This is a genomic window from Micromonospora sp. IBHARD003 (assembly GCF_056106285.1).
This window is the reverse complement of the sequence record NZ_JBWBBX010000001.1, coordinates 7,384,157-7,410,631: the sequence shown is the minus strand read 5'-3', so window position 1 is coordinate 7,410,631 and position 26,475 is coordinate 7,384,157. Positions and strand designations below refer to the sequence as shown.

Annotated in this window: 13 protein-coding genes; 11 read left to right on the top strand and 2 right to left on the bottom strand. The window is 73.1% G+C overall.

Annotation, left to right across the window (positions count from 1 at the left end):
- The first annotated feature begins 194 nt into the window (after positions 1–194).
- Positions 195–638 carry a YciI family protein gene (locus ACTWOL_RS32475; protein WP_474300438.1) on the top strand — a complete coding sequence of 148 codons (444 nt, stop codon included), beginning with the start codon at positions 195–197 and terminating at the stop codon, positions 636–638.
- Positions 635–1,906: an RNA polymerase sigma factor gene (locus ACTWOL_RS32470; RefSeq protein ID WP_474300437.1), complete on the top strand. Its 1,272-nt coding sequence runs from the start codon at positions 635–637 to the stop codon at positions 1,904–1,906. Before ACTWOL_RS32475 ends, ACTWOL_RS32470 begins: the two co-directional genes overlap by 4 nt.
- Positions 1,907–1,943: 37 nt before the next feature.
- On the opposite strand, the gene ACTWOL_RS32465 is transcribed toward ACTWOL_RS32470, so the two are convergent.
- The gene (locus ACTWOL_RS32465) at positions 1,944–2,351 is read right to left on the bottom strand and encodes a DoxX family protein (RefSeq protein ID WP_474300436.1); all 408 of its coding nucleotides are present in this window, start codon (positions 2,349–2,351) and stop codon (positions 1,944–1,946) included.
- 728 nt (positions 2,352–3,079) lie between these two features.
- On the opposite strand from ACTWOL_RS32465, the gene ACTWOL_RS32460 reads away from it, so the two are divergent.
- Complete coding sequence (locus ACTWOL_RS32460) at positions 3,080–4,882, top strand: S8 family peptidase (RefSeq protein ID WP_474300435.1); 1,803 nt, start codon at positions 3,080–3,082, stop codon at positions 4,880–4,882.
- A 213-nt stretch (positions 4,883–5,095) separates the two neighbouring features.
- Positions 5,096–8,080 carry a helix-turn-helix transcriptional regulator gene (locus tag ACTWOL_RS32455; protein ID WP_474300434.1) on the top strand — a complete coding sequence of 995 codons (2,985 nt, stop codon included), beginning with the start codon at positions 5,096–5,098 and terminating at the stop codon, positions 8,078–8,080.
- 389 nt (positions 8,081–8,469) lie between these two features.
- Here the strand turns inward: ACTWOL_RS32455 and ACTWOL_RS32450 are convergent, their stop codons facing one another.
- A complete protein-coding gene (locus tag ACTWOL_RS32450; protein WP_474300433.1) occupies positions 8,470–9,330 on the bottom strand; it encodes an SDR family oxidoreductase in 861 nt (286 codons plus the stop codon).
- 97 nt (positions 9,331–9,427) lie between these two features.
- On the opposite strand from ACTWOL_RS32450, the gene ACTWOL_RS32445 reads away from it, so the two are divergent.
- From ACTWOL_RS32445 to ACTWOL_RS32415, 7 genes are all read left to right on the top strand, one after another.
- Positions 9,428–9,895, top strand: a complete 468-nt coding sequence (locus ACTWOL_RS32445; RefSeq protein ID WP_474300432.1) for a MarR family winged helix-turn-helix transcriptional regulator — start codon at positions 9,428–9,430, stop codon at positions 9,893–9,895.
- A 685-nt stretch (positions 9,896–10,580) separates the two neighbouring features.
- Entirely contained in the window at positions 10,581–17,939 is a 7,359-nt protein-coding gene (locus ACTWOL_RS32440; protein WP_474300431.1) for an SDR family NAD(P)-dependent oxidoreductase, read from the top strand.
- 1 nt (position 17,940) lies between these two features.
- Entirely contained in the window at positions 17,941–22,923 is a 4,983-nt protein-coding gene (locus ACTWOL_RS32435) for a type I polyketide synthase (RefSeq protein WP_474300430.1), read from the top strand.
- Positions 22,920–23,243, top strand: coding sequence for an acyl carrier protein (locus tag ACTWOL_RS32430; RefSeq protein ID WP_474300429.1), 324 nt, complete (start codon positions 22,920–22,922; stop codon positions 23,241–23,243). Before ACTWOL_RS32435 ends, ACTWOL_RS32430 begins: the two co-directional genes overlap by 4 nt.
- Before the next feature lie 3 nt (positions 23,244–23,246).
- The gene (locus ACTWOL_RS32425) at positions 23,247–24,089 is read left to right on the top strand and encodes an alpha/beta fold hydrolase (protein ID WP_474300428.1); all 843 of its coding nucleotides are present in this window, start codon (positions 23,247–23,249) and stop codon (positions 24,087–24,089) included.
- Positions 24,086–25,363, top strand: coding sequence for a glycosyltransferase (locus tag ACTWOL_RS32420; RefSeq protein WP_474300427.1), 1,278 nt, complete (start codon positions 24,086–24,088; stop codon positions 25,361–25,363). The genes ACTWOL_RS32425 and ACTWOL_RS32420 overlap by 4 nt, the downstream gene beginning before the upstream one ends.
- Positions 25,360–26,445: a class I SAM-dependent methyltransferase gene (locus ACTWOL_RS32415; protein WP_474300426.1), complete on the top strand. Its 1,086-nt coding sequence runs from the start codon at positions 25,360–25,362 to the stop codon at positions 26,443–26,445. Before ACTWOL_RS32420 ends, ACTWOL_RS32415 begins: the two co-directional genes overlap by 4 nt.
- Positions 26,446–26,475: the final 30 nt, after the last annotated feature.

Genomic DNA, 26,475 nt, shown 5'->3' with positions numbered 1-26,475 from the left:
GTCATGTGCCGGCTCCGGCATGTCCGGCGCGGGGACGGGCCGCCGCCCGCGCCTCCCGTGGCACGCTGTGGGCCCCGGGACCGACGGCACCGACGTGGCCGGAGGGGCCCGAAGGGAGACCCTCCGGAAAAAATCTTGCCGGGATTTCCGGCGCGGATGTCGAAAACGCGGGGCGTGCTTCTACCTACCCGTGAGTGCGCCACGACGGCGCCCGCAAGGACGAGGAGCGGACCATGAAGTACATGCTGCTGATGCAGTTCAGCGAGACGAACGTCGACTTCCCCCGGATCGACACCTGGACCCCCGAGGAGATCCAGGCGCACATCGCCTTCATGCACGACACCAACACGAAGCTGATCGAGGCCGGAGAGTTCGTCGACGGGCAGGGCCTGGCGATGCCGGAGACGGCCAGGATCGTCCGGGCCGGGGCGGAGGGCGGCGCGCCCGTCGTCACCGAGGGGCCCTTCCCCGAGACCAAGGAGTTCCTGGGCGGTTACTGGATCGTCGACTGCGACACCCAGGAACGGGCGGTGGAACTCGCCGCGCACATCTCGGCCGCCCCGGGTCCCGGCGGCGCCCCCCTGAACATGCCGATCGAGGTGCGCCAGGTCCTTTCGGCACCGCCCGAGGACGTGTGAGCGCGCTGAGCGGAGGCGACCGGACCGCCGAGGACCTGCTGCGCACCCTGGCGCCGCAGGTCGTCGGCGTGCTCACCAGGCGTTACGGGGACTTCGACTCGGCCGAGGACGCGGTGCAGGAGGCATTGCTCGCCGCCGCCGTCCAGTGGGCGCAGGAAGGTCTCCCGCGTAACCCGCGTGGCTGGCTGATCCAGGTGGCGAGCCGGCGGATGACCGAGCAGGTGCGCAGCGAGCAGGCCCGGCGGCGGCGCGAGGACCTGGCCGCACGCCGTGAAGGGGCCGACCGGTGGACGGCGCCCGCGGCGGACGACGAGGAGGGCTCGGGCAGGGACGACACCCTCACTCTGCTGTTCCTGTGCTGCCATCCCTCGCTGACGCCGTCGGCGGCGATCGCCCTGACCCTGCGCTCGGTCGGCGGGCTCACCACGACCGAGATCGCCCGCGCGTTCATGGTGCCGGACGCGACGATGGCGCAGCGGATCAGCAGGGCGAAGCAGCGCATCAAGGCGTCCGGTGTGCCCTTCCGGATGCCGGACCAGGACGACCGGCAGCAGCGGCTCGACTCCGTGCTGCACGTCCTGTACCTCGTCTTCAGCGAGGGGTACGCGTCCGGCTCCGGCCAGGATCTGCAGCGGGTCGAGCTGTCCCTGGAGGCGATCCGGCTGACCCGGGCGCTGCACCGGATACTTCCCGCCGACAGCGAGGTCGCCGGGCTGCTGGCACTGATGCTGCTCACACACGCCCGCAGCGCGGCACGGACCGGCCCGGGCGGCGAGCTGATCCCGCTGGCCGAGCAGGACCGCACGCTGTGGGACCCCGCCGCCATCGCCGAGGGCGTCGCGCTGATCACCGAAGCCCTCCCCCGCGGCCGTCTCGGGCCGTATCAGGTACAGGCGGCGGTGGCTGCGGTGCACGACGAGGCGAAGGACGTCGAGGAAACTGACTGGCCGCAGATCCTGGCGCTGTACGAGGTCCTGGAGCAGCTGTCCGCCAATCCGCTCTACTCGCTCAACCGTGCCGTCGCCCTCGCCATGGTCCGGGGCCCCGAGGAGGGTCTGCGTCTGCTGGGATCCCTGGAGGCGGACCCGCGGCTGACGGGCCATCACCGGCTGTTCGTGGTGCGGGCGCATCTGCTCGACATGGCCGGTGACCGCGAAGGGGCCGCCGAGAACTACCGTGCCGCCGCGAGACGTACGGCGAGCCTGCCCGAACGGCACTATCTGACGATACGGGCGGCCCGGCTCGGTTCACCGGATCATGGGCGCTGACCCAGAGCCCCAGAGGGCCGGCGCCGCGGGGGAAGGGTCAGCCGATGTGGAAGAGCGGGCCGGTGAGGGTCAGCCCGAGCTCATGGCCTGCGTACGAGAAGAAGGCCAGCAGCATCAGCGAGGCGCCGCCCAGTGCCACGTCCTTCAGGAACATGATCTGTTCCATCTGACGTGACTCGGGCGCGCTCTCCTTCCAGAAAGCGTGCATGAGGAGGGCGGTCGGCAAGCAGAAGACGGCCAGCAGCAGGGCACCGAGATCCGCCCAGATCCCGAGCAGGACGCTCAGTCCTCCGGCGAGCAGCAGCACTCCGCTGCCGACGGTCGCGAGAGCCGGGGCGGGGACGCCCTTGGCTTCGGCGTACTGGGCCATCACCTTGCTCTGGGCGAGATGTCCCACTCCCGAGGTGAGAAACACCAGCACGAAGAGAATGCGTCCAATCAGCACGAGGACATCCATCGTGACCTCCGGAAATCGGAGCGATCGACTCGTTGGCAATTTTCCCACTTCCTGGGATCACGGCAGCCCGAGCCCGGGAGGAGGCACAGAACACCCACTGACCCGAACGGGCCTGCCCACCGCCTCCGCACGTCGTGACTGCCGCCCTCCGGTCGTTGTGCCGGCAGCCTCCGGGAGTCGTCGCCGAACGCTCCGAGAGCGGTTGCCGACCCTCTCGTTCACCGTCCGGCTGTGTCCGTACGCCACACCTGTAGGGGGCCCAGTCCCGGCCAACTCGACTACGGACCAGGGTGGTTGGCGGCTGCAAACACCACGTGCACGGACCCGGCACTCACCGCGCGGACCGGAGCCGCCCGCACCGCCATGCCCGAACGGGCACCGAGGTAGGGGCCCCGGGCTCCCCCCCCAGGAGCCCCCTCGCGGGCGACAAGGGTTTTCCCCGTATCGCGTTCATCTCGTCTTTCCCTACTGTCTGCCGCACCGGCGAAAACCAGCCCTGGTCGGTGACTGTCAGGTGCATGTAAACACGGTGTTTCGTCCGGTGGCGGCCCTTGACCATGGGCCGTCGCGTGGCGGCGGCGCGCGGGCGAAGGGGCCCGGGAACCACGGATCGCACCCCCACAGCGAACCGCGGTTCCGCGCCGCCCGTCCGCGCTCCCCGTAGCGTCTTGAAAGGGAACACCTTGAACGTTTCCGGACGGAGACTCATATCCGTCATGGCCGCGACGGCCACGATCGCCGGTGTCGCCGCCACTTCCGCCGTGGCGTTCGCCGCCGCCCCGGCGGGCCCCTCACCGAAGCCCGCACCGGCTTCCCAGTCGATGGCCAAGCTGCCGACCGCACCGGTCGACAAGCTCATCGTCACCTACAAGTCCCAGGCCGCCGAGGCCAGTTCTAACACCGCGGCCAAGAACGACGCCGCGGCCAAGGGCGCCGAGACCGGCGAGAAGCTCGCCTTCGAGCGCCGACTCGCCGGCGGTGCCGCCCTCGTCGACCTGGGCGGCGCATCGTCCAAGCAGGACCTCGGCGACGTCATGAACGCCTTCCGTGCCGACCCCTCGGTGGCGTCCGTCGAGCCCGACGTCCGCGCGTACGCGATGGCCGTCACGCCCAACGACACCGAGTACACCAAGCAGTGGGACCTCGTCGAGGCCACCGGCGGTATGAACGTGCCGGGCGCCTGGGACAAGACCACCGGCAGCGGTGTCACGGTCGCGGTCATCGACACCGGCTACGCCACCCACTCGGACCTGGCCGCCAACGTCGTCTCCGGTTACGACTTCATCTCCGACTCGGCCGAGGCGCGTGACGGCAGCGGCCGCGACAGCAACCCCAAGGACGAGGGCGACTGGAACGCCACCGCCAACGAGTGCGGCGCGGGTTCGAAGGCGACCGACTCCTCCTGGCACGGTACCCACGTCGCGGGCACCATCGCGGCGACGGCCCACAACAGCAAGGGCGTCGCCGGCATCGCGTACAACGCGAAGATCCAGCCCGTGCGTGTGCTCGGCAAGTGCGGCGGCTCGTCCTCCGACATCGCCGACGCGATCACCTGGGCGTCCGGCGGCAGCGTTCCCGGCGTCCCGGCGAACCCGACCCCGGCGAAGGTCATCAACCTGAGCCTCGGCGGCCCCAGCTCCACCTGCCCGAGCGTCTACCAGACCGCCATCAACGGTGCCGTCTCCCGCGGCACGACGGTCGTGGTCGCGGCGGGCAACAGCAACGCCAACGCCTCCGGATTCACTCCCGCGAACTGCGCCAACATCATCAACGTGGCGTCGACCAACCGTGAGGGCAACCGGTCGTTCTACTCCAACTTCGGCAGCATCGTCGATGTCGCCGCGCCCGGTGGTGAGACCCGTCGAGCGACCGACACGCCCGGCACCATCACCACCCCGGAGAACGGCATCCTGTCCACGCTGAACTCGGGAGCCACCACCCAGTCGTCGGAGAACTACGAGCCCTACCAGGGCACGTCGATGGCCGCACCGCACATCGCCGGACTCGCGGCGCTGGTGAAGGCCGCCAAGCCTTCGCTGACCCCCGCCGACATCGAGTCCGCGATCAAGTCCAACGCCCGTCCGCTGCCGGGCACCTGCTCCGGCGGCTGCGGCACCGGTATCGCGGACGCCACCAAGACCGTCGCCGCCGTCACCGACACCACCACCCCCGGTGGTGCGACCTTCACCAACGGGACGGACGTGACGATCAACGACAACGCGACCGCCACGTCCTCCATCGCCGTCACCGGCCGCACCGGCAACGCCCCCGCCGCCCTCAAGGTCAGCGTGGACATCAAGCACACCTGGCGCGGTGACCTGGTCATCGACCTGGTGGCCCCGGACGGCACCGTGCGCAACCTGAAGACCTCATCGGGTTCCGACAGCGCCGACAACGTCCTCGCGACGTACACGGTCGACGCGTCGAGCGAGGTCGCCAACGGCACCTGGAAGCTGCAGGTCCGCGATGTCGCCTCCGGTGACACCGGCTACATCGACAGCTGGGGTCTCACCTTCTGAGATATCTTCCGGCAGCCATTTTCGCTGGTCAAGGGCGCGTTCGCGGGTATGCTCCGCGGGCGCGCCCCGCCGTTTTCGCGGTCCAGACCTGTCCGCATGTCGGACACCGGGCCTGGACGGGGGCGGCGGGGTTCGTATTCTCTGCACGAACGGGCAGGGCACTGCACGAACGGGCAGGGGACCCGATCAGGGCCGGAAGGGGGTGGTGGGTGCGTGACGTCCGAGGGGTACAGCTCCGCGCCTGTCGGCCGGGCAGAAGTCATCGACCGCCTCGAGAAGGTGCTGCACGCACGCGGGCGGGCGCTGCTGACCGGCTCGGCGGGAGTCGGCAAGACCGAGGTCGCGCTGGCGATCGCCGCCCGCGCCGAATCCCGTGGTGAGGCCGTGGTGTGGCTGGCCACGCTGCCCGCCGACCGCGCCATCCCCGGGGCGACCGCGGCCGCGCTCGTCGCCTCCGTGTCCGCGGCCACGGCGCCGACCGGACCGCTCGGCAGCGGTGGATCGTGGGCGGCCGCGGGGCCCGACGGCCCCGTCCACTCCGCCGCGGATCCGTCCGGGCCTGCCGATTCCGGGATGCCGTCCGGAGCGCCGGCCGCGCCCTTCGGGCCGTTCGGCACCCACGACCTCCTCGAAGGGCTGCCCGGTCCACAGCGCAGTGCCGTCGCCATGCTGTGCCGCGAGGCTCCCGTTCCTGAGGGCGGCTGGGACCCCATAGCGCTGCGGCTGGCCCTGGCCCAGATCCTGCGCACCGTCGCCGCGCGCAGACCGGTGCTGCTCGTCGTCGACGGGGCCCAGCGCATGGACGCCGACAGCGCCGATCTGCTGCGCTTCGCCCTCCATCTGGCCCCGCCCACGCTGCGGGTCATCGCCATCGAGACCCCCGAGGCGCACGGCCCCGACGCGCAGACCGCCGGTCCTGAGCCGCTGTGGGTGCCCTCCGAAGCCGATGTGCTGCTCGTACCGCCCCTGCACGCCGACGACATCGCCGAGCTCCTCATCCACCACCGGCTCCCGTCCCGGATGGCCGGGCGCATCCACAAGGCCAGCGGCGGCAATCCGCGGCTCGCGCTCGCCGTCGGCCGCTCCCTGGCCGACGCCCGGACACCCGTGCACCACGCGGAGGCCCTGTCGCTATCCGGGCGCGCCCGTGATCTGTCACGCCAGTTGCTCGGGCTGGTCTCACCGGCCGTGCGGGACACCCTCCTGCTCGCCGCGCTCGCCCTGCGCCCGACGGCTTCCCTGATCCGCCGGGCCGGCCGCCCCACCGCCGAGGCCGATCTGGCGGCGGCGGAACGCGCGGGTCTGGTGTCGCTCACCGAGGACGGCACCGTGGCCTTCCGGGCCGGTGTCCTGCCCTCGACCCTGGTGCACGACGCCTGCTGGACCGAGCGCAGCGAGGGCCACGCCGCACTCGCGCGGGTAGTCGACGACCCCGTCGAGGAGATCCGGCACCGGGCTCTGGCCACGGACATCCCGGACGAGCAGCTGGCCGCGGAGGTCGCGACCGCGGCCGACAGCGCCCGGCGCCGCGGCAACAACGCCCTGGCCGCCGAGCTCGCCCTGCTCGCGGCCGAGTCCACTCCGGGCCGGCACGGCGCACAGCGGATCGCACGGCTCGTGGACGCCGCCGAGGAGGCGGCCAGGGCCGCTCGTGCCGATCTGGCCATGCGGGCCGCGACGGACCTGCTGGCCCGGGACGCCTCGCCGGCCGACCGGGTGCGGGCGCGGCTGGCGGTGCTGGACACGGCCGGCCAGGGGCTCACGGGGCTCGACGAGATCTACGTACACGCGATGGAGGACTCGGAGGACGACACGGCCCTCAGGGCCGCCGTCCAGCTCCGGCTCGCGGTGAAGTACGTACTGGCCGACGGCGATCCGGTGCGCTCCCGCGCGGCCGCGATCGACTCGGCCGCGCTCGCGGCGTCCGTGGGCGACCGGATGACGGCGACGAAGGCACTGACCGTCCAGGCGCGGATGGAACGCGTCCTCGGCACCCCCGACGCGGAGCGGGTGCTCGAAGAGGCGCGGGAACTGGAACTGGTCGAGCGTCCCCTCGGGATCCGCAGCGCCGCACAGATCCTCACCATCCGCCACGCGCTGTTCGACGACCGGCTCTCCGACGCCCGCGACCACCTCAACGCACTGCTGCCGCTGGTGGAGCGCAGGGGTTCGGTCGAGGACGCGATCGAGCTGTTCCGTACGCTCGCGGAGGTCGAGGCCCGGCAGGGTCACTGCGCTGCGGCCCTCTCGCACGCCGGCCGGTCGCTCGCCCTGACCCTGGAGGCGGGCCTGTCCCCCGGACCCGCCTGGTACGCGCTGGCACTCGCCGAAACGGCGGGCGGCAGCTTCGCGCGCGCCGCGAGCTACGCGCGTCGCAGCGCCCAGGCATCCGACGAGGAAGGCGACCGCATCTTCCTGTCGCGCAGCCTGTACGCGCTCGGCAGGGTCCAGCTCGTCATGGGAGACGTCACGAACGCCCTGGAGACGCTGCGCCGGGTACAAACCGGGGAACGAGCGCAGGCGGCCGTGGATCCCTCGATGCTCCGCTGGCACGAGGAACTGGCCGAGGCGCTCGTGGCGAGCGACTCGCTGGACGAGGCGGCGGCCCTGCTCGCCGACGTCCGTCCGGTCGCGGAGCGCCTGGGCCGCTGGTCCGTGCTGCTGGGGTGCGACCGCGCCGAGGCGATGCGCCTGGCCGCCGGCGGGAAGCCCGACGCAGCGGCCGTCCTGCTGACCCGCACCGCGGAGCAGTTCGCCGCGGCCGGACTGCCGCTGGAGCAGGGAAGGGCGCTGGTGGCCCTCGCGCGCGTGGAGCGCCGCAGACGGCGGCGGTCCGCCGCGCAGCACGCGCTGCAGACCGCGGCCGGCGTGTTCGAACGAGCGGGAGCCGCTCCCTGGCTGGCGCTCGCCAAGGAGACACCCGCCGGAGCCCCGGAGCCCGCGCCCACGTCCCGCGGCGGAGCCCTGTCGTCACTCACGGAGGCGGAACTGCGGCTCGCCCAGATGGTCGGCCATGGCGCCAGCAACCAGGAGGCGGCGGCCCGGCTGTACCTCAGCGTGAAGACGGTCGAGGCACGGCTGACCCGCATCTACCAGAAGCTGGACGTCCGCTCCCGGGCGCAGCTCGCCACGGCCCTCGGCGCGTGGGCGGGCGCACGCTCGGCTCCTCTTCCGACGGACGCCGGACCGCCCGTCTAGTGCTGTGACCGGATAGGTTCACCGGCTCGCGGTGTCCTGCACGGCGTCTCGCTGCGTTGTCGAATCACCCGAGTACATCCAGTACAAGGCCGATTCTCCGCCTTGCGATACACCGCACCGGACGCCGCGAGCTTCCCGGCAAACCTATCCGGCCACAGCACCAGGGGGTTTCTGATGGATCTCCGTGGAGGAAGGAGCGGCGTCCGGTGCGTGCTCTCGGGGTGCCGAAGCCCTCGTACGGGACGTACTTGGGCTTTCGGCCGGTGCGGCGAGTGGGGGTACCTCCCACGCCGTAAGGCCGTGGGGGCGTGCCGGACGTCGCGACGCCGCGGAGATCCGTCAGAAGCCCCCTAGTGCTGTGACCGGTCCGGCGGTGTGCGGCACGGGGGTCAGGGGGCGACCCAGCCGCCCGTGAGGCCGAGCACCGCGGAACCGTCCAGGTCGGCGATCTTGATTCCGGTGAAGTCACGGGCCCAGTCGGACGTCTGCAGACGGAAGGCGGGGCTGTCCGCGGTCAGCGCCTCCATGACGGTCTCGGCGACCTGCGCCGGAGTCTGGGCACCGTTGAGGAACTGCGCGACGGTGCGGTCGATGTACGCCTGCAGGGCGGGGGCGTAGACACCGGCCGCGGCGACCTCCCCCTCGATGTCGAGGTCGATGTTGTTGACGAACTCGGTGGCCACGGCGCCCGGCTCGACGACGGACACCTTCACACCCAGACCGGCCAGCACGGGAGCGAGGCTCTCCATGTAACCCTCGACGGCGAACTTGGCGGCGCAGTAGGCCTCGTTGAACGGCTGGCCGATGATCCCGCCGACGCTGGTGACGGTGATCAGCCGGCCGCGGGAGGCGCGCAGATGCGGCAGGGCGGCCTTGGAGACGGTCAGGACGCCGAAGAAGTTGACCTCCATCACCTGACGGACGTCGTCGACGGACTCGTTCTCCAGTGTGCCGAGGTGCCCGGCTCCCGCGTTGTTGACGACGGCGTCGAGCCGGCCGTAGTCGGCGATCACTCCGTCGACCGCCGCGGTGACGGAGGCCGGGTCGGTGACGTCGAGCCGGCGGATGTCGAGCTCGACCCCCGCGTCGGCGGCGGCCTTGCGCAGGGCGTCGGCACGACCGGTGTCGCGCAGGGTCGCGACGGTGCGCCAGCCGGCCTGCGCGGCGGCGACGGCGGCGGCGAGGCCGATACCGGAGGAGGTGCCGGTGATCAGGACGACGGGCGAGGTCTGGGCGGACTGGGAGGACATGGCGGGACCTTTCGATCGCAAAGCGGTACGCGAATCCGTGCGTGTACACACACCATAGACATTATGTGTGCGTACACGCAACCCGTAGACTCAGGCTATGCCGAAAAGGAAGCTCACGCAGGCCGAGATGCCCGTCGCCGACCACGCGTTCTACGGCCTGGTCTGGGCCGGCACCGTGCTCACCGAGCGCGTGGACCGCGCCCTCAGCAAGGCGCACGACCTCCCCGTCTCCTGGTTCGAGGTCATGCTCTGGCTGGCGTCCAGCCCGGACCCGGTACCGGCATCGGTACTCGGCAACAGCACCATGCTCAGCCGCAGCCAGGTGTCCCGGGTCGTCGACGCCCTCCAGGCCCGCGGTCTGGTCACACGCACTCCGTCCGCACGGGACGCCCGCTCGGTCGAGGTGTCGCTCACCCCCGAGGGCCACGAGCTGTTCGCGGAAGCGGACGAGACACGGCGGGCTTCTCTGGCCCCTGTGTTCACCGACCTGCTGGACGAGGAGGACCTGAAGTCCCTCAGCGAGGTGTGGCTGAAACTCAAGGCCAACAAGGACCGCCAGTCCTGAACCCGCTCAGGGCGTACCGCGCCGGCCACCCCTTCCGGCACCGCCGGGCTCCGTCGAGGAGCCCGGCGCGGCGCCTCGATTCGGCCACCGGATCACCCGCACAAGGTGCGCGATCCCCCCGCGAGGAAATGCCGCACCCCGACCCCGCGGAACCATCGGAAATCAGCCGGGTCGGATTTTCCGGCTACGCCGGCGCCTACCCCCGCGGACGATCCCGCGGAAAGCACTCACCCCTCGCACGGCACGAGCAGGGCGCGCGTTGATCGCCACCGGCCGAGGTTGACTGATGAACCGTCAGAAAATCCCGGCGACGATGTTGACAGTGCATCGCCGACGCGTCAGTATGGCGGGCCGCGCCGCCGGAATCCCCCACCTCTTCCCCTGCGCCTCCCCCCTCGTGTCTTTTCCTCGCTCAATTTCCTTGGCGGTCATGGGCCGGGAGCCATAGCGCTCGCCGCCCGATTTCGCCGTGCCTGAATTCTCCACACTTCGGCGGCCACCCGTAGAGCAAGGTCATTCATCCCTCTACCGATGGTTGACCGTTGAGTAACCTGACGCTATCTTCAAGCCGTTCCTTGAACGGCCCGAATTCCTTTTCCCGGGCATTGCGAGACCCTGTACGTCCAGCGCTTCTGATTGACCGAAATTTAACCTCCGGGCAACGCCAACGCTTATTCGGAGAATTATGACGTCGGCAGAGCACATCGTGGACCTGGTCATCGGAACCACCCCCTTCGGTGAGCCGGACGCCCGTCTCGCCGCCGCGGTCAGCCGCGCCGGCGGGCTCGGAGTGCTCGACCTGGGGGCAGGTGGGAGAAGAGCGCGGGATGCCTTGGCCGCGCTGCGCCGCTGGGCTCCCGGCCGTTACGGCGTACGGATCGGTCCGCACTGCCGGCTGCGGCCGGACGAACTCGGTCCACCGGCCCGCCCGGGGGGCCACGGGACACCGGGCTCCGGACACTCTCCGGCAGTCGGGTCCGTCCCCTCCACCGGCTCGGGCTCGAACGCGTCCGGCTCCGGCCCGGGTTCCGGCTCCTCGGGTCCGGACACCGTGGTCCTCGCCCCCGGGTCGGCCTGGCGCAGTGACGAGGTGCCGCCCGGATACCGCCTGCTCATCGAGATCACCGATCTGGACACGGCCCTCGGCGCCGTCCGGGCCGGGGCCGACGGACTGATCGCCCGCGGCAGTGAGTGCGCGGGTCCCGTCGGCGAGCTCAGTACCTTCGTCCTGCTCCAGCAACTGCTCGCGGCAGAGGAGCTGTCCGGCGTCCCGGTGTGGGCCTGCGGAGGCATCGCGCCGGGCACCGCGGCCGCCGCGGTCGTGGGCGGCGCCTCGGGAGTGGTGCTGGACACCCAGCTCGCCCTGCTGGCCGAATCGGAAGTGGCCGAGCCCATCGCCGCGTTGCTGCGGACCACGGACGGCTCCGAGACCGTGGTCGTCGACGGTCACCGGGTCCTGCGCCCTCGCCGGGGGACGGCACCGGCGACCGCGAAGGCCGGCGCCGAAGAGCCGTTCCCGCTTCCCGTGGGCCAGGACGCGTTCCTCGCCACCCGCTTCGCCGAGCGCTGGGGCGACACCGGCCGTGCCGTGCGCGCCGTGGTCGGCGCCGTACGCAGGGCGGTGCAGGAGGACACCGCCGCACGGATGCTGCGGCCCGGGTCGCCGATGAGCCTGGCCCTCGGCACCCGGCTGCCGGTCGCCCAGGGACCGATGACCCGGGTCAGCGACCGTGCGGGCTTCGCGGCGGCGGTCGCCGCCGACGGGGCCCTGCCCTTCATCGCCCTTGCGCTCGCCGGGGGCGAGCAGGCCCGGACGATGCTGGAGGAGGTCCGCGAGACCCTCGACGGCAGAGCCTGGGGCGTGGGGATCCTCGGCTTCGCCCCCGAGGAGACACGGGCCGCCCAGCTGGAGGCGGTACGGGCCTGCCGCCCGACCCATGCGATCGTCGCCGGCGGAAGACCCTCGCAGGCGAAGGTGCTGGAGGACGCCGGGATCAAGGCGTTCCTGCATGTCCCGTCGCCCGGGCTGCTGCGGCAGTTCCTGGAAGCGGGCGCCCGGAGATTCGTCTTCGAGGGCGCCGAGTGCGGCGGCCATGTCGGTCCCCGCAACAGCTTTCCGCTGTGGGAGGCCCAGTTCGCCGTACTCGAGGATTTCCTCGACGGCATACGGGAGCGCACCGACGAGGCCGGTGCACGCGGCACCGCCGAGCGGATCGAGGTGTTCCTCGCCGGCGGCATCCACGACGAGCGCTCCTCGGCGATGGCCGCGACCCTCGCCTCGCCGCTGACCGAACGCGGCTGCGCCGTCGGCGTCCTCATGGGAACGGCGTATCTGTTCACCGAAGAAGCCGTGGCACAGGGGGCGGTCCAGCCGCTGTTCCAGCGGCGGGTGCTGGCGGCCGGGCGGACCGCGCTGCTGGAGACGGCGCCGGGTCATGCGACCCGGTGCGTACCGAGCCCCTTCAGCGACGCCTTCGGGGCGCTGGAGACCGGACTGCGCGCTGAGGGCCTCGGCGACCGGGAGGTGTGGGAGCGGCTCGAGCGGCTCAACGTCGGCCGGCTGCGGGTCGCGGCCAAGGGTCTGGAGCGTACCGGCGACGGCTCCCTGGCCACCGTGGACGAGCAACGCCAGCTGGCCGAGGGCATGTTCATGGCCGGCGAGGTCGCCGTACTGCGGTCGGCCACCACCCGTGTCGCCGATCTGCACACCTCGGTCGCCGACGGTGCCGCGCGGTTCCTCGACGAGCGGTCGGCCGTACTGCGCGGACGCCCAGGGCTCGGCCCGGACACGGCGGCGTCCGCCGAACCGGAGCCACCCCGGCCACTGGACGTGGCGGTGGTCGGCATGGCGTGCATGTTCCCGGGCGCCCCCGACCTCGCCGCCTTCTGGGCCAACGTCCTCGACGGGGTCGACTCCGTCGGCGAAGTCCCCCGCGAACGCTGGGATCCGGATGTGCACGGCCCCGGGGCGAGTGGTGCGACCGCCTCCCGGTGGGGAGGGTTCCTTCCGCCGGTGCCGTTCGACCCACTGCGCTACGGCATACCTCCCACATCGCTCGGCAGCATCGAGCCGGTTCAGCTGCTGGCCCTGGAGGCCGCCCGGCGGGCCCTGGAGGACGCGGGACACGGCGAGGGCGGCAGGGACTTCGACCGTTCGCGCGCGGGTGTGGTGTTCGGCGCCGAGCCGGGCAGCGACCTGTCCAACGCGACCACTCTGCGGGCCGTACTGCCCTCGTACTACGGCGCCGTTCCACACGGACTTCAGGAGCAACTGCCCCCACTGACCGAGGACTCGTTCCCCGGGATGCTCGCCAATGTGATCTCCGGCAGGATCGCCAACCGGCTGGACCTCGGCGGGCCCAACTTCACCGTGGACGCCGCCTGTGCGTCCTCGCTCGCCGCGGTCGACGTCGCGTGCAAGGAACTTCTCGCGGGCAGCAGCGATCTGATGCTGTGCGGGGGTGCCGATCTGCACAACGGCATCAACGACTACGTGCTGTTCTCGTCGGTGCACGCACTCTCCCCCACCGGTCGTTCGCGGGCGTTCGACAGCTCGGCGGACGGCATCGCCCTCGGCGAGGGGGTGGCCTGTGTGGTGCTCAAGCGGCTGGCCGACGCCGAGCGCGACGGCGACCGGATCTACGGCGTCATCAAGGGTGTCGGCAGCTCCAGTGACGGCCGTTCCCTCGGTCTGACGGCGCCGCGTCCGGAGGGCCAGCGCAGGGCACTGGTCCGGGCGCACCGCAACGCGGGCACCTCCCCCGCCGACGTCGGGCTGGTGGAGGCGCACGGGACCGGCACCGTGGTCGGCGACCGGACCGAACTGGGCGTTCTCACCGAGGTGTTCGAGGCGGCGGGCGCAAACCCGGGACGTTGTGTCCTCGGGTCGGTCAAATCGCAGATCGGGCACACCAAGTGCGCGGCGGGACTCGCGGGACTCATCAAGACCGTGATGGCCCTGCACACCGGGATCAGGCCGCCGACGCTGCATCTGGAGCGGCCCAACTCCGCCTGGCAGGAAGGCAGCAGCCCGTTCGTCTTCCACCGTGAGGCCCTGCCGTGGGCGGCTCCGCCCGAGCGGCGGCTGGCGGGGCTGAGCGCGTTCGGCTTCGGTGGCACCAACTTCCATGTGGTGCTGGGCGCCTACGGCAGCGGGACGCCTCCGGTGCACGGCCGTGACGCGTGGCCCGCCGAGCTGTTTCTGTTCCGCGGGACGGACCTGGCTGCCGCGCACCGGGCCGTCGAGGAGGTGCTGGCTCTGGCGTCGGCCGGTGCGGACGGCCCCCGGCGGTGGCGGCTGCGCGACCTGGCGGCGGCTGCCTCACGGCGGAGCGAAGCGGCACACGGCCCGGTGCGGATCGCCGTCGTGGCCGAGGATCCGGTGCGGCTGTGCGACCGGCTGCGGCGGGCGATCGCCGGTGAACACGACCCGGCCGCGGGCATCCACCTCGCGGAGGCGGCCGACGGTCCCGGGACCGGGACCGCAAGCACGACCGGCACCGGGGCCAAGGTGGCCTTCCTCTTCCCCGGACAGGGCAGCCAGCGCCCCGGGATGTTCGCGGACGTCTTCGCCGCCTTCCCCGGCCTGCACCATCTGCTCGCCGCCGGCGGCGACACCGCCGCCGTACTCCATCCGCCGGCCGCCTTCGACGACGCCGCACGGGCACGTCTGAAAGCCGCGCTCACCGACACCAGGGCCGCCCAGCCGGCCCTCGGCATGGTCGGCCTCGCCGCCCATGCGCTGCTCACCCGGGCGGGCGTCGCCCCGGACATGGCGGCAGGTCACAGCTACGGCGAACTGGTCGCCCTGTGTGCGGCGGGCACCGTCGACCCGGAGTCCCTGCTCGCCCTGAGCAGGGAACGCGCCACGGCGATCCTCGCCTCCGCCGGGGACGATCCCGGCGCCATGGCCGCTGTGTCCGCATCCGCCGCCGACGTCGAACGGGCCCTCGCCACGGCGGGTGCGGCCGGCCCGGGCGACGGTCTGGTCATCGCGAATCACAACGCACCACGGCAGACGGTCGTCTCGGGGCCGACCGCTGCCGTGGACACCGCGGTACGGCTGCTGCGCGGGGCGGGTCTCGGAGCCAAGCGTCTCCCGGTGGCCTGTGCCTTCCACAGTCCGCTGGTCGCGGGGGCGGCGGAGCGCTTCGCACGGGCGCTGGCCGAACACACCGTACGGTCACCGGAGTTCCCGGTGTGGGCCAACCGCACGGCGCTCCCGTATGAGGAGGGGTCCGAGGCGATCCGTGCGGAACTGGCCGCGCAGATCGGTGCTCCGGTCCGGTTCGCCGACCAGATCGAGGCGATGTACGCCGCCGGTGCCAGGGTCTTCGTCGAAGCCGGTCCCGGCCGGGTGCTGACCCGGTTGGTGGCCGCCATCCTCGGCGACCGGCCCCACCTCACCGTCGCCTGCGAACCCCGCCCGGACAGCGGTCTGCCGGGGCTGCTGGACGCCCTCGCCCGGCTCGCGGTCGCCGGACTGCCGGTCCGTACCGGCTGGATGTTCCGCGGGCGCGACGCCGTCGACCCCGCTCGCGCCACCGGCGTACGGCCGCCGGGCTGGACGGTCGACGGGCATCTGGTCCGCACCGCGTCCGGTGACCTGCTGCCCGGTGCGCTGGCGCCGGCCCGACGTGTCGTGGAGACGACTGTGACGACGAACCACTCCGAGGGCGCGGCCGAGGACGCCTCGGCCCGTCAGGACGCTCTGATCGCCGAATTCCTGCGGACCAGCCGGGAGATGGTGGCGGCGCAGCGTGATGTCCTGCTGACGTACTTCGGTGGCCAGGCCACAGGTGGCACGGCCCCGCCCGCGCCCGCGGACCCGGCGGCGGGGACCACACAGGCGGCGGCCGTGACCGAGGTGCCCGCTTCCGCACAGCCCTGGGCGGAGGGGTTACCGGCGCACGGCACCGGGCGGGCCGCGGGGACGGCCCCCGCCCCGGGGCCCGGTGACGCCGCCCTCCCGGCACCGGCGCCGTCCGAGCACGACGTGCTGCGGATGGTGGTCGAGATCATCAGCGAACGCACCGGCTATCCGGCGGACATGGTCGAGCCAGGGCTCGATCTCGAAGCGGACCTGAGCATCGACTCGATCAAGCGGACCGAGATCGTGGGCGAGCTCGCGGGCCGGCTGGCCGCCGCCGGTGTGGTGACGGCGGACACGGCCGCACTGGACGACTCCGCCATGGAAGAGCTGGCCAAGGCGAGGACCGCCGAGGCGCTGGCCGGCCGGATCGCCGCCCTCGCGGCCACCGCCGGGGACGCGGCGGCTCCCGCTCCTCTCCCGTCGTCGGACGCATCCGGGGGCACCTCCGGCACCGGCGCGGCCGCCGTCCCGGCACCCGGCGGATCCACCACGGGGCCGGCCGGAACCGCCGTCGCCGCAGCGGAATCCGCCGGCGCGGAGGGGCGGCCCCCGAACACGTCCGCGGTCGCCGCGGGTGGCGGCGAACCCCCCTCGGCCCACGCGTCGGACAACAGCCTGCATGCCACCGGGGGCCCCGGGTCGCCGCCTTTCGCGGTGGCCACGCCCCGACGGTTCCTGCTGCGGCCGGTCTCCCTGCCGAAGGCCCCACCGCCCGAGGCGACCGGTCTCACCGGGCGGCGCTTCGCCCTGCTCGGCGACGGCGACGGCGCACGGACGGGCACGGCCGCGGCACTGGCGGAGGCACTGCGCCGGTACGGTGCGACCGCGACCGTCCACGAAGCCGGGCATGTGCTTTCGCGGCCGGACGGGGGGCCGGCCGAGCCGCTGGACGGGGTGCTTCTCCTCGATCCGCTCGCGGTGTCCGGCCCGCCCGTGCTGCCCGGCGCGTTCCCCGTCGTCCAGGCCGCGCTGCGCTGCCGCCCCGGCCGGCTGCTCGTCGCGCGGTACGCCGAGGACGGACGGCCCGCCGAGCGGACCGCGGGGCTGCGCGGGCTGATGCGCAGCATCGCCCGCGAATACCCCGGGACATCGGCCTCGGTCGTCGACCTGGACACGGCCGGCCTGCCCGGGCGGCTCGGGCCGGACGCCGTCGTCGCCGCCCTGCTCGAGGAGCTGACGGCCCCCGTGGACACACCGGTTGTGGTGCGCGGAGCCGCCGGACGGGCCGGTCTGGAGCTCTCCGAGGCACCGCTGGGTCCGCTCGCATCGACCGGAGCGGGACCGGCCGGCGACGGGGCGTCCGAAGCGGCGGCCCTCGGGCTCGACCGGGACGCGGTCGTCGTGCTCACCGGCGGAGCACGCGGGATCACGGCCGCCTTCGCCACCGCGCTCGCCCGGGCCTCCCGCTGCCGCATCGAACTGCTGGGCCGCACACCCGCCCCGGCCGGGCCGGAGGATCCGCAGATCGCGGCGGCAGCGGACAGGACCGCCCTGTGCGGCCTGCTCGCCGCACGCGGCGGGCACGGATCGCCCGCCGGGATCGCCCGCGCCGCCGAACTGATCCTCGCCCAGCGCGAGATCGCCGCCACCCTGGCCGCTCTCGAAACCGCAGGCAGCCGCGCCCGCTACCGCAGCGTCGACTGCCGTGACCCCGCGGCGGTGCTCCAGGCGGTGAAGGAGATCCACGCCGATCACGGCCGGCTCGACGCGGTGATCCACGCCGCGGGCGTCATCGAGGACCGGCTCGTCGAGGAGAAGTCCGCGGAGTCCTTCGAGCGGGTGTACGACACCAAGGTCTCCGGTGCCGCGTCCCTGCTGTCCGCGGTCGACGAGCTTCCCGAAGGCCCCTCGTTCGTCGTGCTGTTCGGCAGCATCGCCGCCGTACTGGGCAATCGCGGCCAGGCGGACTACGCCGCGGCGAACGACGCCCTGGAGAGCCTCGGCGAGCACTGGAGGACGCGCACCGGGCGCCGGGCACTGACCGTGCACTGGGGCCCGTGGGCGCCTTCCGGGCTCCACGTGGGCATGGTCGGCCCCGAGCTCGCCCGTGCGTACACCCGGCGCGGGATCTCCCTGATCGACCCCGAGGAGGGGCCGCTCGCCCTGCTGAAGGAGCTGGCCTGGGGCGATGAGAGCGCCACTGCCGTCGTCCACACCGCGTCGGAGTGGTGAGATGGCCGACGGCTGGGCGAACGGCGGTACGGCACGGGGCGGGAACGACTCCCGCGGTGTGCGCGGTACGCGCGGGCATGCGTACCGGGCCGTCCCGGTCGCCATCACCGGGATGGCCGTGCTGCTGCCCGGTGCACCGGACCTGGCCACGTACTGGCGCAATCTCGTCACCGGCGTCGATGCCATCGGCGAGGTGCCGGAAGGGCGCTGGGACGCGGAGTACTACCACCCGGACGCTGCCACCGGGCCGTCGTCGGCGGACCGGGTCTACTGCCGCCGGGGCGGCTTCGTGGACTCGTTGACGGATGTCGACGTGACGCGGTTCGGCATCATGCCCAGCTCGGTCTCCGGCACGGAGCCCGATCAGTTGATCGCGCTGCATGTGGCGGCGGCCGCCCTCGCGGACGCCGGGGGCGAGGAGCGGCTGCCGGGACGGGACCGGGTCGGTGTGGTGCTGGGGAGAGGCGGCTATCTGACCCCCGGCCTCGTCCGGCTCGATCAGCGGGTGCGCACGGCCGGGCAGCTCGTACGCACACTGGGCGAGCTGCTGCCCGGTCTGGACGACGGCCAACTCGCCCGCGTGCGCGAGGCCTTCACCGAGCGGCTGGGGCCCGACCGGCCGGAGAACGCGATCGGGCTCGTTCCCAACCTCGCCGCCTCGCGGCTGGCCAACCGGCTCGATCTGCGGGGCCCCGCCTACACGGTGGACGCCGCGTGCGCGTCCTCGCTCGTCGCCGTGGACCAGGCGGTCGCCGAACTCGCCTCCGGCCGCTGCGACCTGATGCTCGCCGGCGGGGTGCACCACTGCCACGACATCACTCTCTGGAGCGTCTTCTCACAACTGCGCGCACTCTCGCCGAGTCAGCGGATCCGGCCGTTCCATCGCGGCGCCGACGGCATCCTGATCGGCGAGGGCACCGGAGTGGTGGTGCTGAAGCGGCTGGCCGACGCCCAGCGGGACGGGGACCGGGTCTACGCGGTGATCCGGGGCACGGCCGTGAGCAGCGACGGCCGCACGGCCGGGCCGGCCAGCCCCGATCCGGGTGGCCAGATCCGCGCGGTGCGGCTGGCCTGGCGGGCGGCCGGGCTGGACCCCGCGGCCCCGGGCTCCCTCGGTCTGCTGGAGGCGCACGGCACGGCAACACCAGCCGGTGACGCGGCCGAACTCCGTACGCTCGCCGAGGTGTTCGGACCTCCAGTCGCCCGGCAGGAGACCGGCCCGGATGACCGGCCCGTCATCGGTTCGGTGAAGTCGATGATCGGCCACGCCATGCCCGCCGCGGGAGTGGCCGGCCTGGTCAAGGCGGCGCTCGCCGTGCACCACGGGATGCTGCTGCCCACTCTGCACTGCGACGATCCCCATCCCGCTCTCGCGGACACCCGTTTCCGTCCGCTGGCGCGGCCCGCCCCCTGGGAGACCGGGTCCGGCCACCCGCGCCGGGCGGCGGTGAACGCCTTCGGTTTCGGCGGCGTCAACGCCCATGTCGTACTCGAACAGCCCCCGAATGAAGGCGCGTTCACTGCGCCGCGAGCACAGCCGGGCGCGTCGTCCCGGGGCAGCGGGGCTCCCGTCGCACCCGTGACCGCGGAAGGGTCCGGCGGCCTGACCCGAGCAGTGGGCGCCGGGGCCCTGTCCGTGGCCGAGCCGGAGCGGGTGCTGCTCCTCGCCGCCCACACCCCGGAGCGGCTGGCCGCCCTTCTGGACACCGACGACACGACCGTCCTGGCCTCCGGGCTGGACGGGCACACCGCGCAGACGGGGGGCGGGAGCCGTCTGGCGATCGTCGATCCGACACCCAGACGGCTGATACTCGCACGGAGGACGGCCGCCAAGGGGCGCGCCTGGCAGGGGCGCAATGACGTCTGGTTCGCCCCCCGTCCGCTGCTCGGTGGCGACCATGGCGGCCGTATCGCCTTCGTCTTCCCGGGGCTCGAAAGCGACTTCGAACCCCGCGTCGACGGGATCGCCGAGCACTTCGCACTGACCGCGCCCGGTTCACCCGGCACGGAGGCGGCGGCCGAGGTCGGTGACATCGGCCGGCACGGGCTGGGCGTCGTCGCCGTGGGGCGGCTGCTGGACGGGGCACTGCGCCGGATGGGGATCGTGCCCGGCGCGGTGGCCGGGCACAGCATCGGCGAGTGGACGGCGATGGCGGCGGCCGGAATGTACGACGGGCAGGCCGTCGACGACTTCATGACCTCGCTCGATCCCGACACCGTGACGGTCCCGGACCTCTCCTTCGCGGCCGTCGGTGCCTCGGCACGGCAGGTCGAGGACGCGCGCCGGGCCACAGGGCTTCCGGTGACGCTCTCCCATGACAACGCGCCCCGCCAGTCGATGGTGTGCGGTCCAGCGGACGCGGTGGAGGCGTTCGTCGGCTCGCTCCGGGCCGAAGGAGTGCTCTGCCGGGTGCTGCCGTTCCGCTCCGGCTTCCACACGCCCATGCTCGAGCCCTGCCTGGGCCCGTTCCGCGCGGCCGCCGAGCGGTTCGCACTGCACCGCCCGGCGGTCCCGGTCTGGTCGGGCACCACGGCGACGCCGTTCCCCGATGACGAGGCGGACATCCGGGCGCTCTTCGTCCGCCATCTGCTGGAACCGGTCCGCTTCCGCCAGCTGACGCAGGCTCTGTACGCGGCCGGCTTCCGGGCGTTCGTGCAGGTCGGGACCGGTCAGCTGGGGTCGCTGATCGACGACACGCTGGCCGGGCAGGACCACCTGGTCGTCGCGGCCAACTCGCCGCATCGTTCGGGTCTGGCGCAGCTGCGGCGGGTGGCGCTGGCGCTGTGGACCGTGGGTGCGGCGGTACGACCGGACGTGATCGACCGCCCTGCCACCTGGAACGGGGCGGTACGACACTCAGGGGCGGACGGCGGCCCGGCCACGGGAGCCGCTACCGCCCTCACGAGCGCTGCAGGCGCCCCGGGAAGGAAGGCGCCCGCACCGATACGTCTCGATCTGAGCGCACCGCTGGTCTCGCTGGACCGGCACGTTCTCGCCGAGCTGCGTCCCGCTCTGCTGCCGGACCATCCGCGGTTCCCCGGCCCCGTGCGCATACCGGCGGCCGCGGGGGACTCCGCGGTCCTTCCCGGCTCCGTACTCCCACCGGCCGGGGTGGAGACCGCCACTTCCCTGTCCGGGGACGTGCCCCTGTCCGCCTCCGCGACCGCGCGCTTCCCCGTACTCGCCGAACTCACGGCGCTGATGCGGGACACCGCCGCCACCGCCGCCGAGCTGATCACGGCGGCCGGGTACACCTCCCCACCGCCCCGCTCCCCCGCAAGGCGGCCGTCGGCGCCGCCCCGCCGGCCGGCCGCTCCCGCCCATGAGGCCCCGGTGCACGGACCACCCCGGCCTCCTGCGGCACCCCCCGCCGGCCCGTCGGCGACTCCCTTCGCGGTCACGGTCCGCGTCGGCACCGAAGCCATGCCGTATCTGCTCGACCACTGCTTCTTCCGGCAGCGGCCGGGCTGGCCCGATGTGGCGGACCGCTGGCCGGTCGTCCCGGCCACCACGATCGTCCACCATCTGCTGGAGGCGGCCGAGCGGAGCGCCCCGGGGATGCGGGCGGTCGCGGTGCACGACGCCAGATTCGACCGCTGGCTGACCGCCACGGAGCCGACGGACGTCACCGTCACCGTGGCTCCGGCGGAGCGTGACCGGGTCGCGGTGTCCTTCGGTCCGCACGCACGGGCGACGGTGGCACTCGCCGAGCGCTTCCCGGCGCCGCCGCCCGCCTGGGACCGGACCGAGTTCCCCGACGAACGCCTGCCCGGCCACACCGCGGCCCAGTTGTACGACGAGCGCTGGATGTTCCACGGGCCGGCGTACCAGGGCGTCACCGAGCTGACCGGTATCGGAGCCGGGCACGTCCGCGCCGTGCTCACCACACCGCCCGCGCCGGGGGCGCTGCTCGACAACGTCGGTCAGGTCCTCGGCTACTGGATCATGGCGACCGCCGCCGAGCGCACCGTGGTGTTCCCCGTACGGATGCGGCACATGCGGTTCTACGGCCCGCCGCCCCCGTCCGGCACCCCGCTGGAATGCCTGGTCCGGATCACCTCGCTCACCGACACGCTTCTCGAGGCCGACGCCCAGCTGACGTGCCGGGGCAGGGTGTGGGCGCGGCTGAGCGGCTGGCAGGACCGCCGCTTCGACAACGACCCGCACACCCGGCCGGTCGAGCGGTTCCCCGAACGCAACACGCTGTCCGAGGACCGTACGGGTGGCTGGTCGCTGGTCCATGAGCGCTGGCCGGACCTGGCCTCACGCGATCTGGTCATGCGCAACCTCCTGGGCGGCGGCGAGCGCACGGCCTACGCGGAGCAGCCGCCGCGCGGCCGCCGGCAGTGGCTGCTGGGCCGGATCGCCGCCAAGGACGCGGTGCGCCGGTGGCTCTGGCGGCAGGGCGAGGGCCCCGTCTTCCCCGCCGAGCTGAGTGTGGACAACGACGCGCACGGCCGCCCCCTGGTGGCCGGACGGCACGGCCGGACGCTGCCGCCCCTGGCGCTGTCGATCGCCCACCGGGCCGAGGCGGCCGTCGCTCTCGTGGCCCCCCGACCGCCGGTCCATGGCGACGGCGGCGCGCAGCCCGGTCCGGGCATCGACATCGAGGAGATCGCCGAACCCTCCGAGGCCACCCTGGCGGCTGCCCTGGGCGAGGCGGAGCGCGATCTGCTCGGCGCCTGCCGTACCGCCACGGGCGAGTCCGGGGCACTGTGGTTCACCCGCTTCTGGACGGCGAAGGAAGCGGCGGCGAAGGCGGAAGGCACGGGATTCGCCGGCCGTCCCAAGGACTTCCGGGTGGTGGAGGCGGCACAGGACCTGCTGACGGTCGAGGTGCGCACCGCCTCGGGTGTGCCGGTGCGCAGTCACCGGGTCCGCTGTGAGCAGGTGACCAATCCTCCGGGGCTGCCGGCGCGCGCCTACGTCGTGGCATGGACCGGGGGGCCGGGGCAGGACGGAGACAAGGAGGACAGGGCATGACCACGACACAGCCTGCGGGCCCGTTACGAGCGGATCAGGACGAGATTCTCGCCGATATCACCGCCATGATCGGACTGGTCCTCGAGGACGACGGGCTCGACGACACCGACATCGGCATGGAGACCCGTTTCGGCAGGGACCTGGAGTTCGAGAGCATCGACCTGGTCACCCTGGCCGGCCATCTGGAGGAACGGTACGGGCGCGCGGTCAACTTCGCCGAGTTCGTGGCCTCCATGGAGCTCGAGGACATCATCGAGCTCACCGTCGGCCGGCTCGTCGAGCATGTGGCCCATTGCCTCAAGAGCGCGGGAGCGGCCTGACCGATGGCCATCGTCGACGCCGCCGGCATCCGGCTGCACGTCCAGCGGCTGGGGCCCGGCGACGGGCGCCCGGCCAGGGCCACCGTCGTCCTGCTGCACGGTCTTCTCACCGACAGCCTGGCCAGCTACTACTTCACCGTCGCCCCCGCGTTCGCCGCTGCCGGTCTCGATGTCGTGATGTACGACCAGCGGGGCCACGGCCGCAGCGAGCGGCCCGCCACGGGATACAGCCTCGACGCGTTCGTGGGCGACCTCGGCGCACTGATCGGCCGGCTGGAGATCCCCGGGCCGGTGCATCTCGTCGGCAACTCCTTCGGGGGCACGGTCTCGTTCGGCTATGCGCTCCGCCGCCCGGACCGGGTGGCGAGCATCTCGGTCGTCGAGTCGGAACCGGCCACACCGTCCTGGGCGCACAAGATCGCCGGCTTGCTGGACCGGGTGCGGCACGAGATGACCGCGAACGAGACGGACGCCCTCGACTGGATCGCCACGCACCGCGGCGGCCACACGGCGCGACTGGCGAAGGCCGCGGGCCGCCTGGTGCGGGACACCGCGATCGCCGCCGAGGTCACCGCCTGCGACATCGTCGGCGAGGAGGCGATCCGTTCGCTGCGCTGTCCGGTGCTCGCCGTGTACGGAGGCGACTCCGACCTCGCCGAACAGGCACCGTGGCTGCGGGCGCTGCTGCCCGGGTGCCGGACCGTGCTGCTGCCGGGCCATGAGCACTCGGTCCTGGTGGAGGCGCCGGGCCGGGTGCGTGACCTCGTCCTCGACTGGATCGGGTGTCATGCGCACGACCACGGCGACCGGCTGCCCGCCGCGCCCGTGGAGGTGAACGTGCCGTGAGCCGCTGTCTGTTCGTCGTCCCTCCGCTCGTCGGACACATCAACCCGCTGGTGGGGGTGGCCGCCGAGATCACCGCCCGGGGGCATCTGGTCGCCTGGGCGGGGGTGCCCGAGGTGGTGCACCGCCTCGCCGGCCCCGAGGCGCGGGTGTTCCCGTCGCCCGCGTCCTGGACGGACGGGGAGGCGGCGGCCAGGCCCCCGGACATCCGGGGGCCCGAGGCGCTGCGGTTTCTGTGGGAGCGGTTTCTGGTGCCGCTGGCGGACGCGATGGCCGAGGGCGTGGCGGACGCGGTGGAGGCGTTCCGTCCGGATGTGGTCGTCGCGGACCAGCAGGCTGCGGCGGGCGGGCTCGTCGCGGAGCGGCTGGGGGTGAGGTGGGCGACGTCGGCGACGACGTCCGCCGAGTTCGCCGACGTCCTGGCGTCCATGCCGAAGGTCGCGGCCTGGAACGAGGCCCTGCTGCATGAACTCCGGCAGCGCATCGGCGATCCGGAGGGGACGGCGGATCCCCGGTTCTCGCCCCATCTGGTGCTGGCGTTCACCACGCAGGAGCTGGCCGGTCCGCCTGCCCGCGGCGGCGACCGGATCCGCTGGGTGGGACCTTCCCTGACCGCGCGCCCTGCTCCGGCCCGCTTCCCCTGGGAGTGGCTGGATCCGGGGCGGGCGACCGTCCTGGTCACGCTGGGCACCGCCAACACGGATGTGGGGGCGCGCTTCCTCACCGAGTGCGCCCGGGCGCTGCGTTCACGGGCGGACCGGGTGCAGGCCGTCGTGGTAGACCCCGAGGGCGTACTCGGCCGCAGCCCGGACGGCGCCGGTGCCCTGCCCCAGGACAAGGATCTGCTCGCGCTTCCCGTGGTGCCGCAGCTCGCCCTGCTCGGACATGTCGACGCGGTCGTCTGCCACGCGGGCCACAACACGGTGTGCGAGACGCTGTGGCACGGCGTCCCGCTGGTCGTCGCACCGATCCGGGACGACCAGCCGGTCATCGCCGCACAGGTCGCCGACGCGGGCGCCGGGGTACGGGTCCGCTTCGGCCGGGCCGGCGCGGACCGGATCGGGGCGGCCGTCGACGCCGTGCTCTACGCGCCCGGATACCGGGCCGCCGCCAGGGCGATCGGCTCCGCGTTCCGTGCGGCGGGCGGAGCGGCGGCGGCCGCGGTGCATCTGGAACAGCTCGCCCTGAGCCATCCGCTCCCGCCCCGGCCTGCGCGGGAGCGGCCCGACCCGCGCCGGACCGCCGGGGAGCACGCCAGCGAGGAGGACGCCGAATGAATCCCAGCCCGGAGCACCCCCGCCCCCAGCAGGCGCGTCACGAGACCGTGGCCGCACTGCGCCCCGCCTACCGGGCCGAGCTCGCCGACGGCCCGCAGGCGTTCTTCGAGCCGATGCGGCACAGCTGCCCCTGGTGCGGCTCGCAGCGGGTCGGCGGGTATCTGCGCACGCACGACCTGCTCCAGCACAAGCCCGGAACGTTCCGGCTCGACCGGTGCCACTCCTGCCGGCATCTGTTCCAGAACCCGCGTCTCAACGCCCGGGGTCTCGACTTCTACTACCGGGACTTCTACGACGGGCTGGGTGAACAGCGGCTCGACGGCATGTTCCGCGGACGCACCGCGTCCTACCGCCGCCGGGCGCAGTCCCTGCTGCCGCATCTCGGCGCGGCCAAGCGATGGCTCGACGTCGGTACCGGTCACGGTCACTTCTGCGAGGTGGCACGGACCCTGCTGCCCGACGTCGTCTTCGACGGGCTCGACCGCTCCGACGGGGCCGAGCTGGCCGAGCGCGAGGGGCGGGTGGAACGTGGCCACCGGGGCAGCTTCACCGAGCTGGCACCGGGCCTCACCGCGGAGTACGACGTGGTGAGCATGTTCCACTACCTGGAGCACAGCACCGAACCGCTGCGCGAACTGGAGGCGGCCCGCACGACCCTGCGCCCCGGCGGCCATCTGGTCATCGAGGTGCCGGATCCGGACAGCCGCTACGCCCGGCTGCTGGGCCGCTGGTGGCTCCCCTGGCTCCAGCCGCAGCACCTCCATCTCGTCCCGGTGGCGAATCTGCGCCGGGCGCTCGCGGCTCTGGGCTTCACGGTGGTGGCGGAGCAGCACGGTGAAGCCCACGAGCCGGTGGATCTGCTGGCCGCCGTCTGGCTGGCCCTGGACGAGGCTGCCCCGCGGGACGACGTCCCCTGGCTGCCCGAAAGACCGGGGGCCGCCCGCCGTGCGCTGCGCGCCTCGGTGCTGCTGGCGGGCATCCCGTCGCTGCTGCTGGCGGCACTCATGGACCGGGCCGTGGCGCCCTTCGCCCAGCGCCTCGGGCTGGCGAACGCGTACCGCCTGGTGGCACGGCGGGAATGACCGCGATCCTGAATCGGCAGGAATGAGGTG

Coding starts and splice junctions, on each gene's coding strand:
- ACTWOL_RS32415 (WP_474300426.1), top strand. CDS start 25,360: ATGAATCCCAGCCCGGAGCACCCCCGCCCCCAGCAGGCGCGTCACGAG.
- ACTWOL_RS32460 (WP_474300435.1), top strand. CDS start 3,080: ATGGCCGCGACGGCCACGATCGCCGGTGTCGCCGCCACTTCCGCCGTG.
- ACTWOL_RS32450 (WP_474300433.1), bottom strand. CDS start 9,330: ATGTCCTCCCAGTCCGCCCAGACCTCGCCCGTCGTCCTGATCACCGGC.
- ACTWOL_RS32435 (WP_474300430.1), top strand. CDS start 17,941: ATGGCCGACGGCTGGGCGAACGGCGGTACGGCACGGGGCGGGAACGAC.
- ACTWOL_RS32440 (WP_474300431.1), top strand. CDS start 10,581: ATGACGTCGGCAGAGCACATCGTGGACCTGGTCATCGGAACCACCCCC.
- ACTWOL_RS32445 (WP_474300432.1), top strand. CDS start 9,428: ATGCCGAAAAGGAAGCTCACGCAGGCCGAGATGCCCGTCGCCGACCAC.
- ACTWOL_RS32430 (WP_474300429.1), top strand. CDS start 22,920: ATGACCACGACACAGCCTGCGGGCCCGTTACGAGCGGATCAGGACGAG.
- ACTWOL_RS32425 (WP_474300428.1), top strand. CDS start 23,247: ATGGCCATCGTCGACGCCGCCGGCATCCGGCTGCACGTCCAGCGGCTG.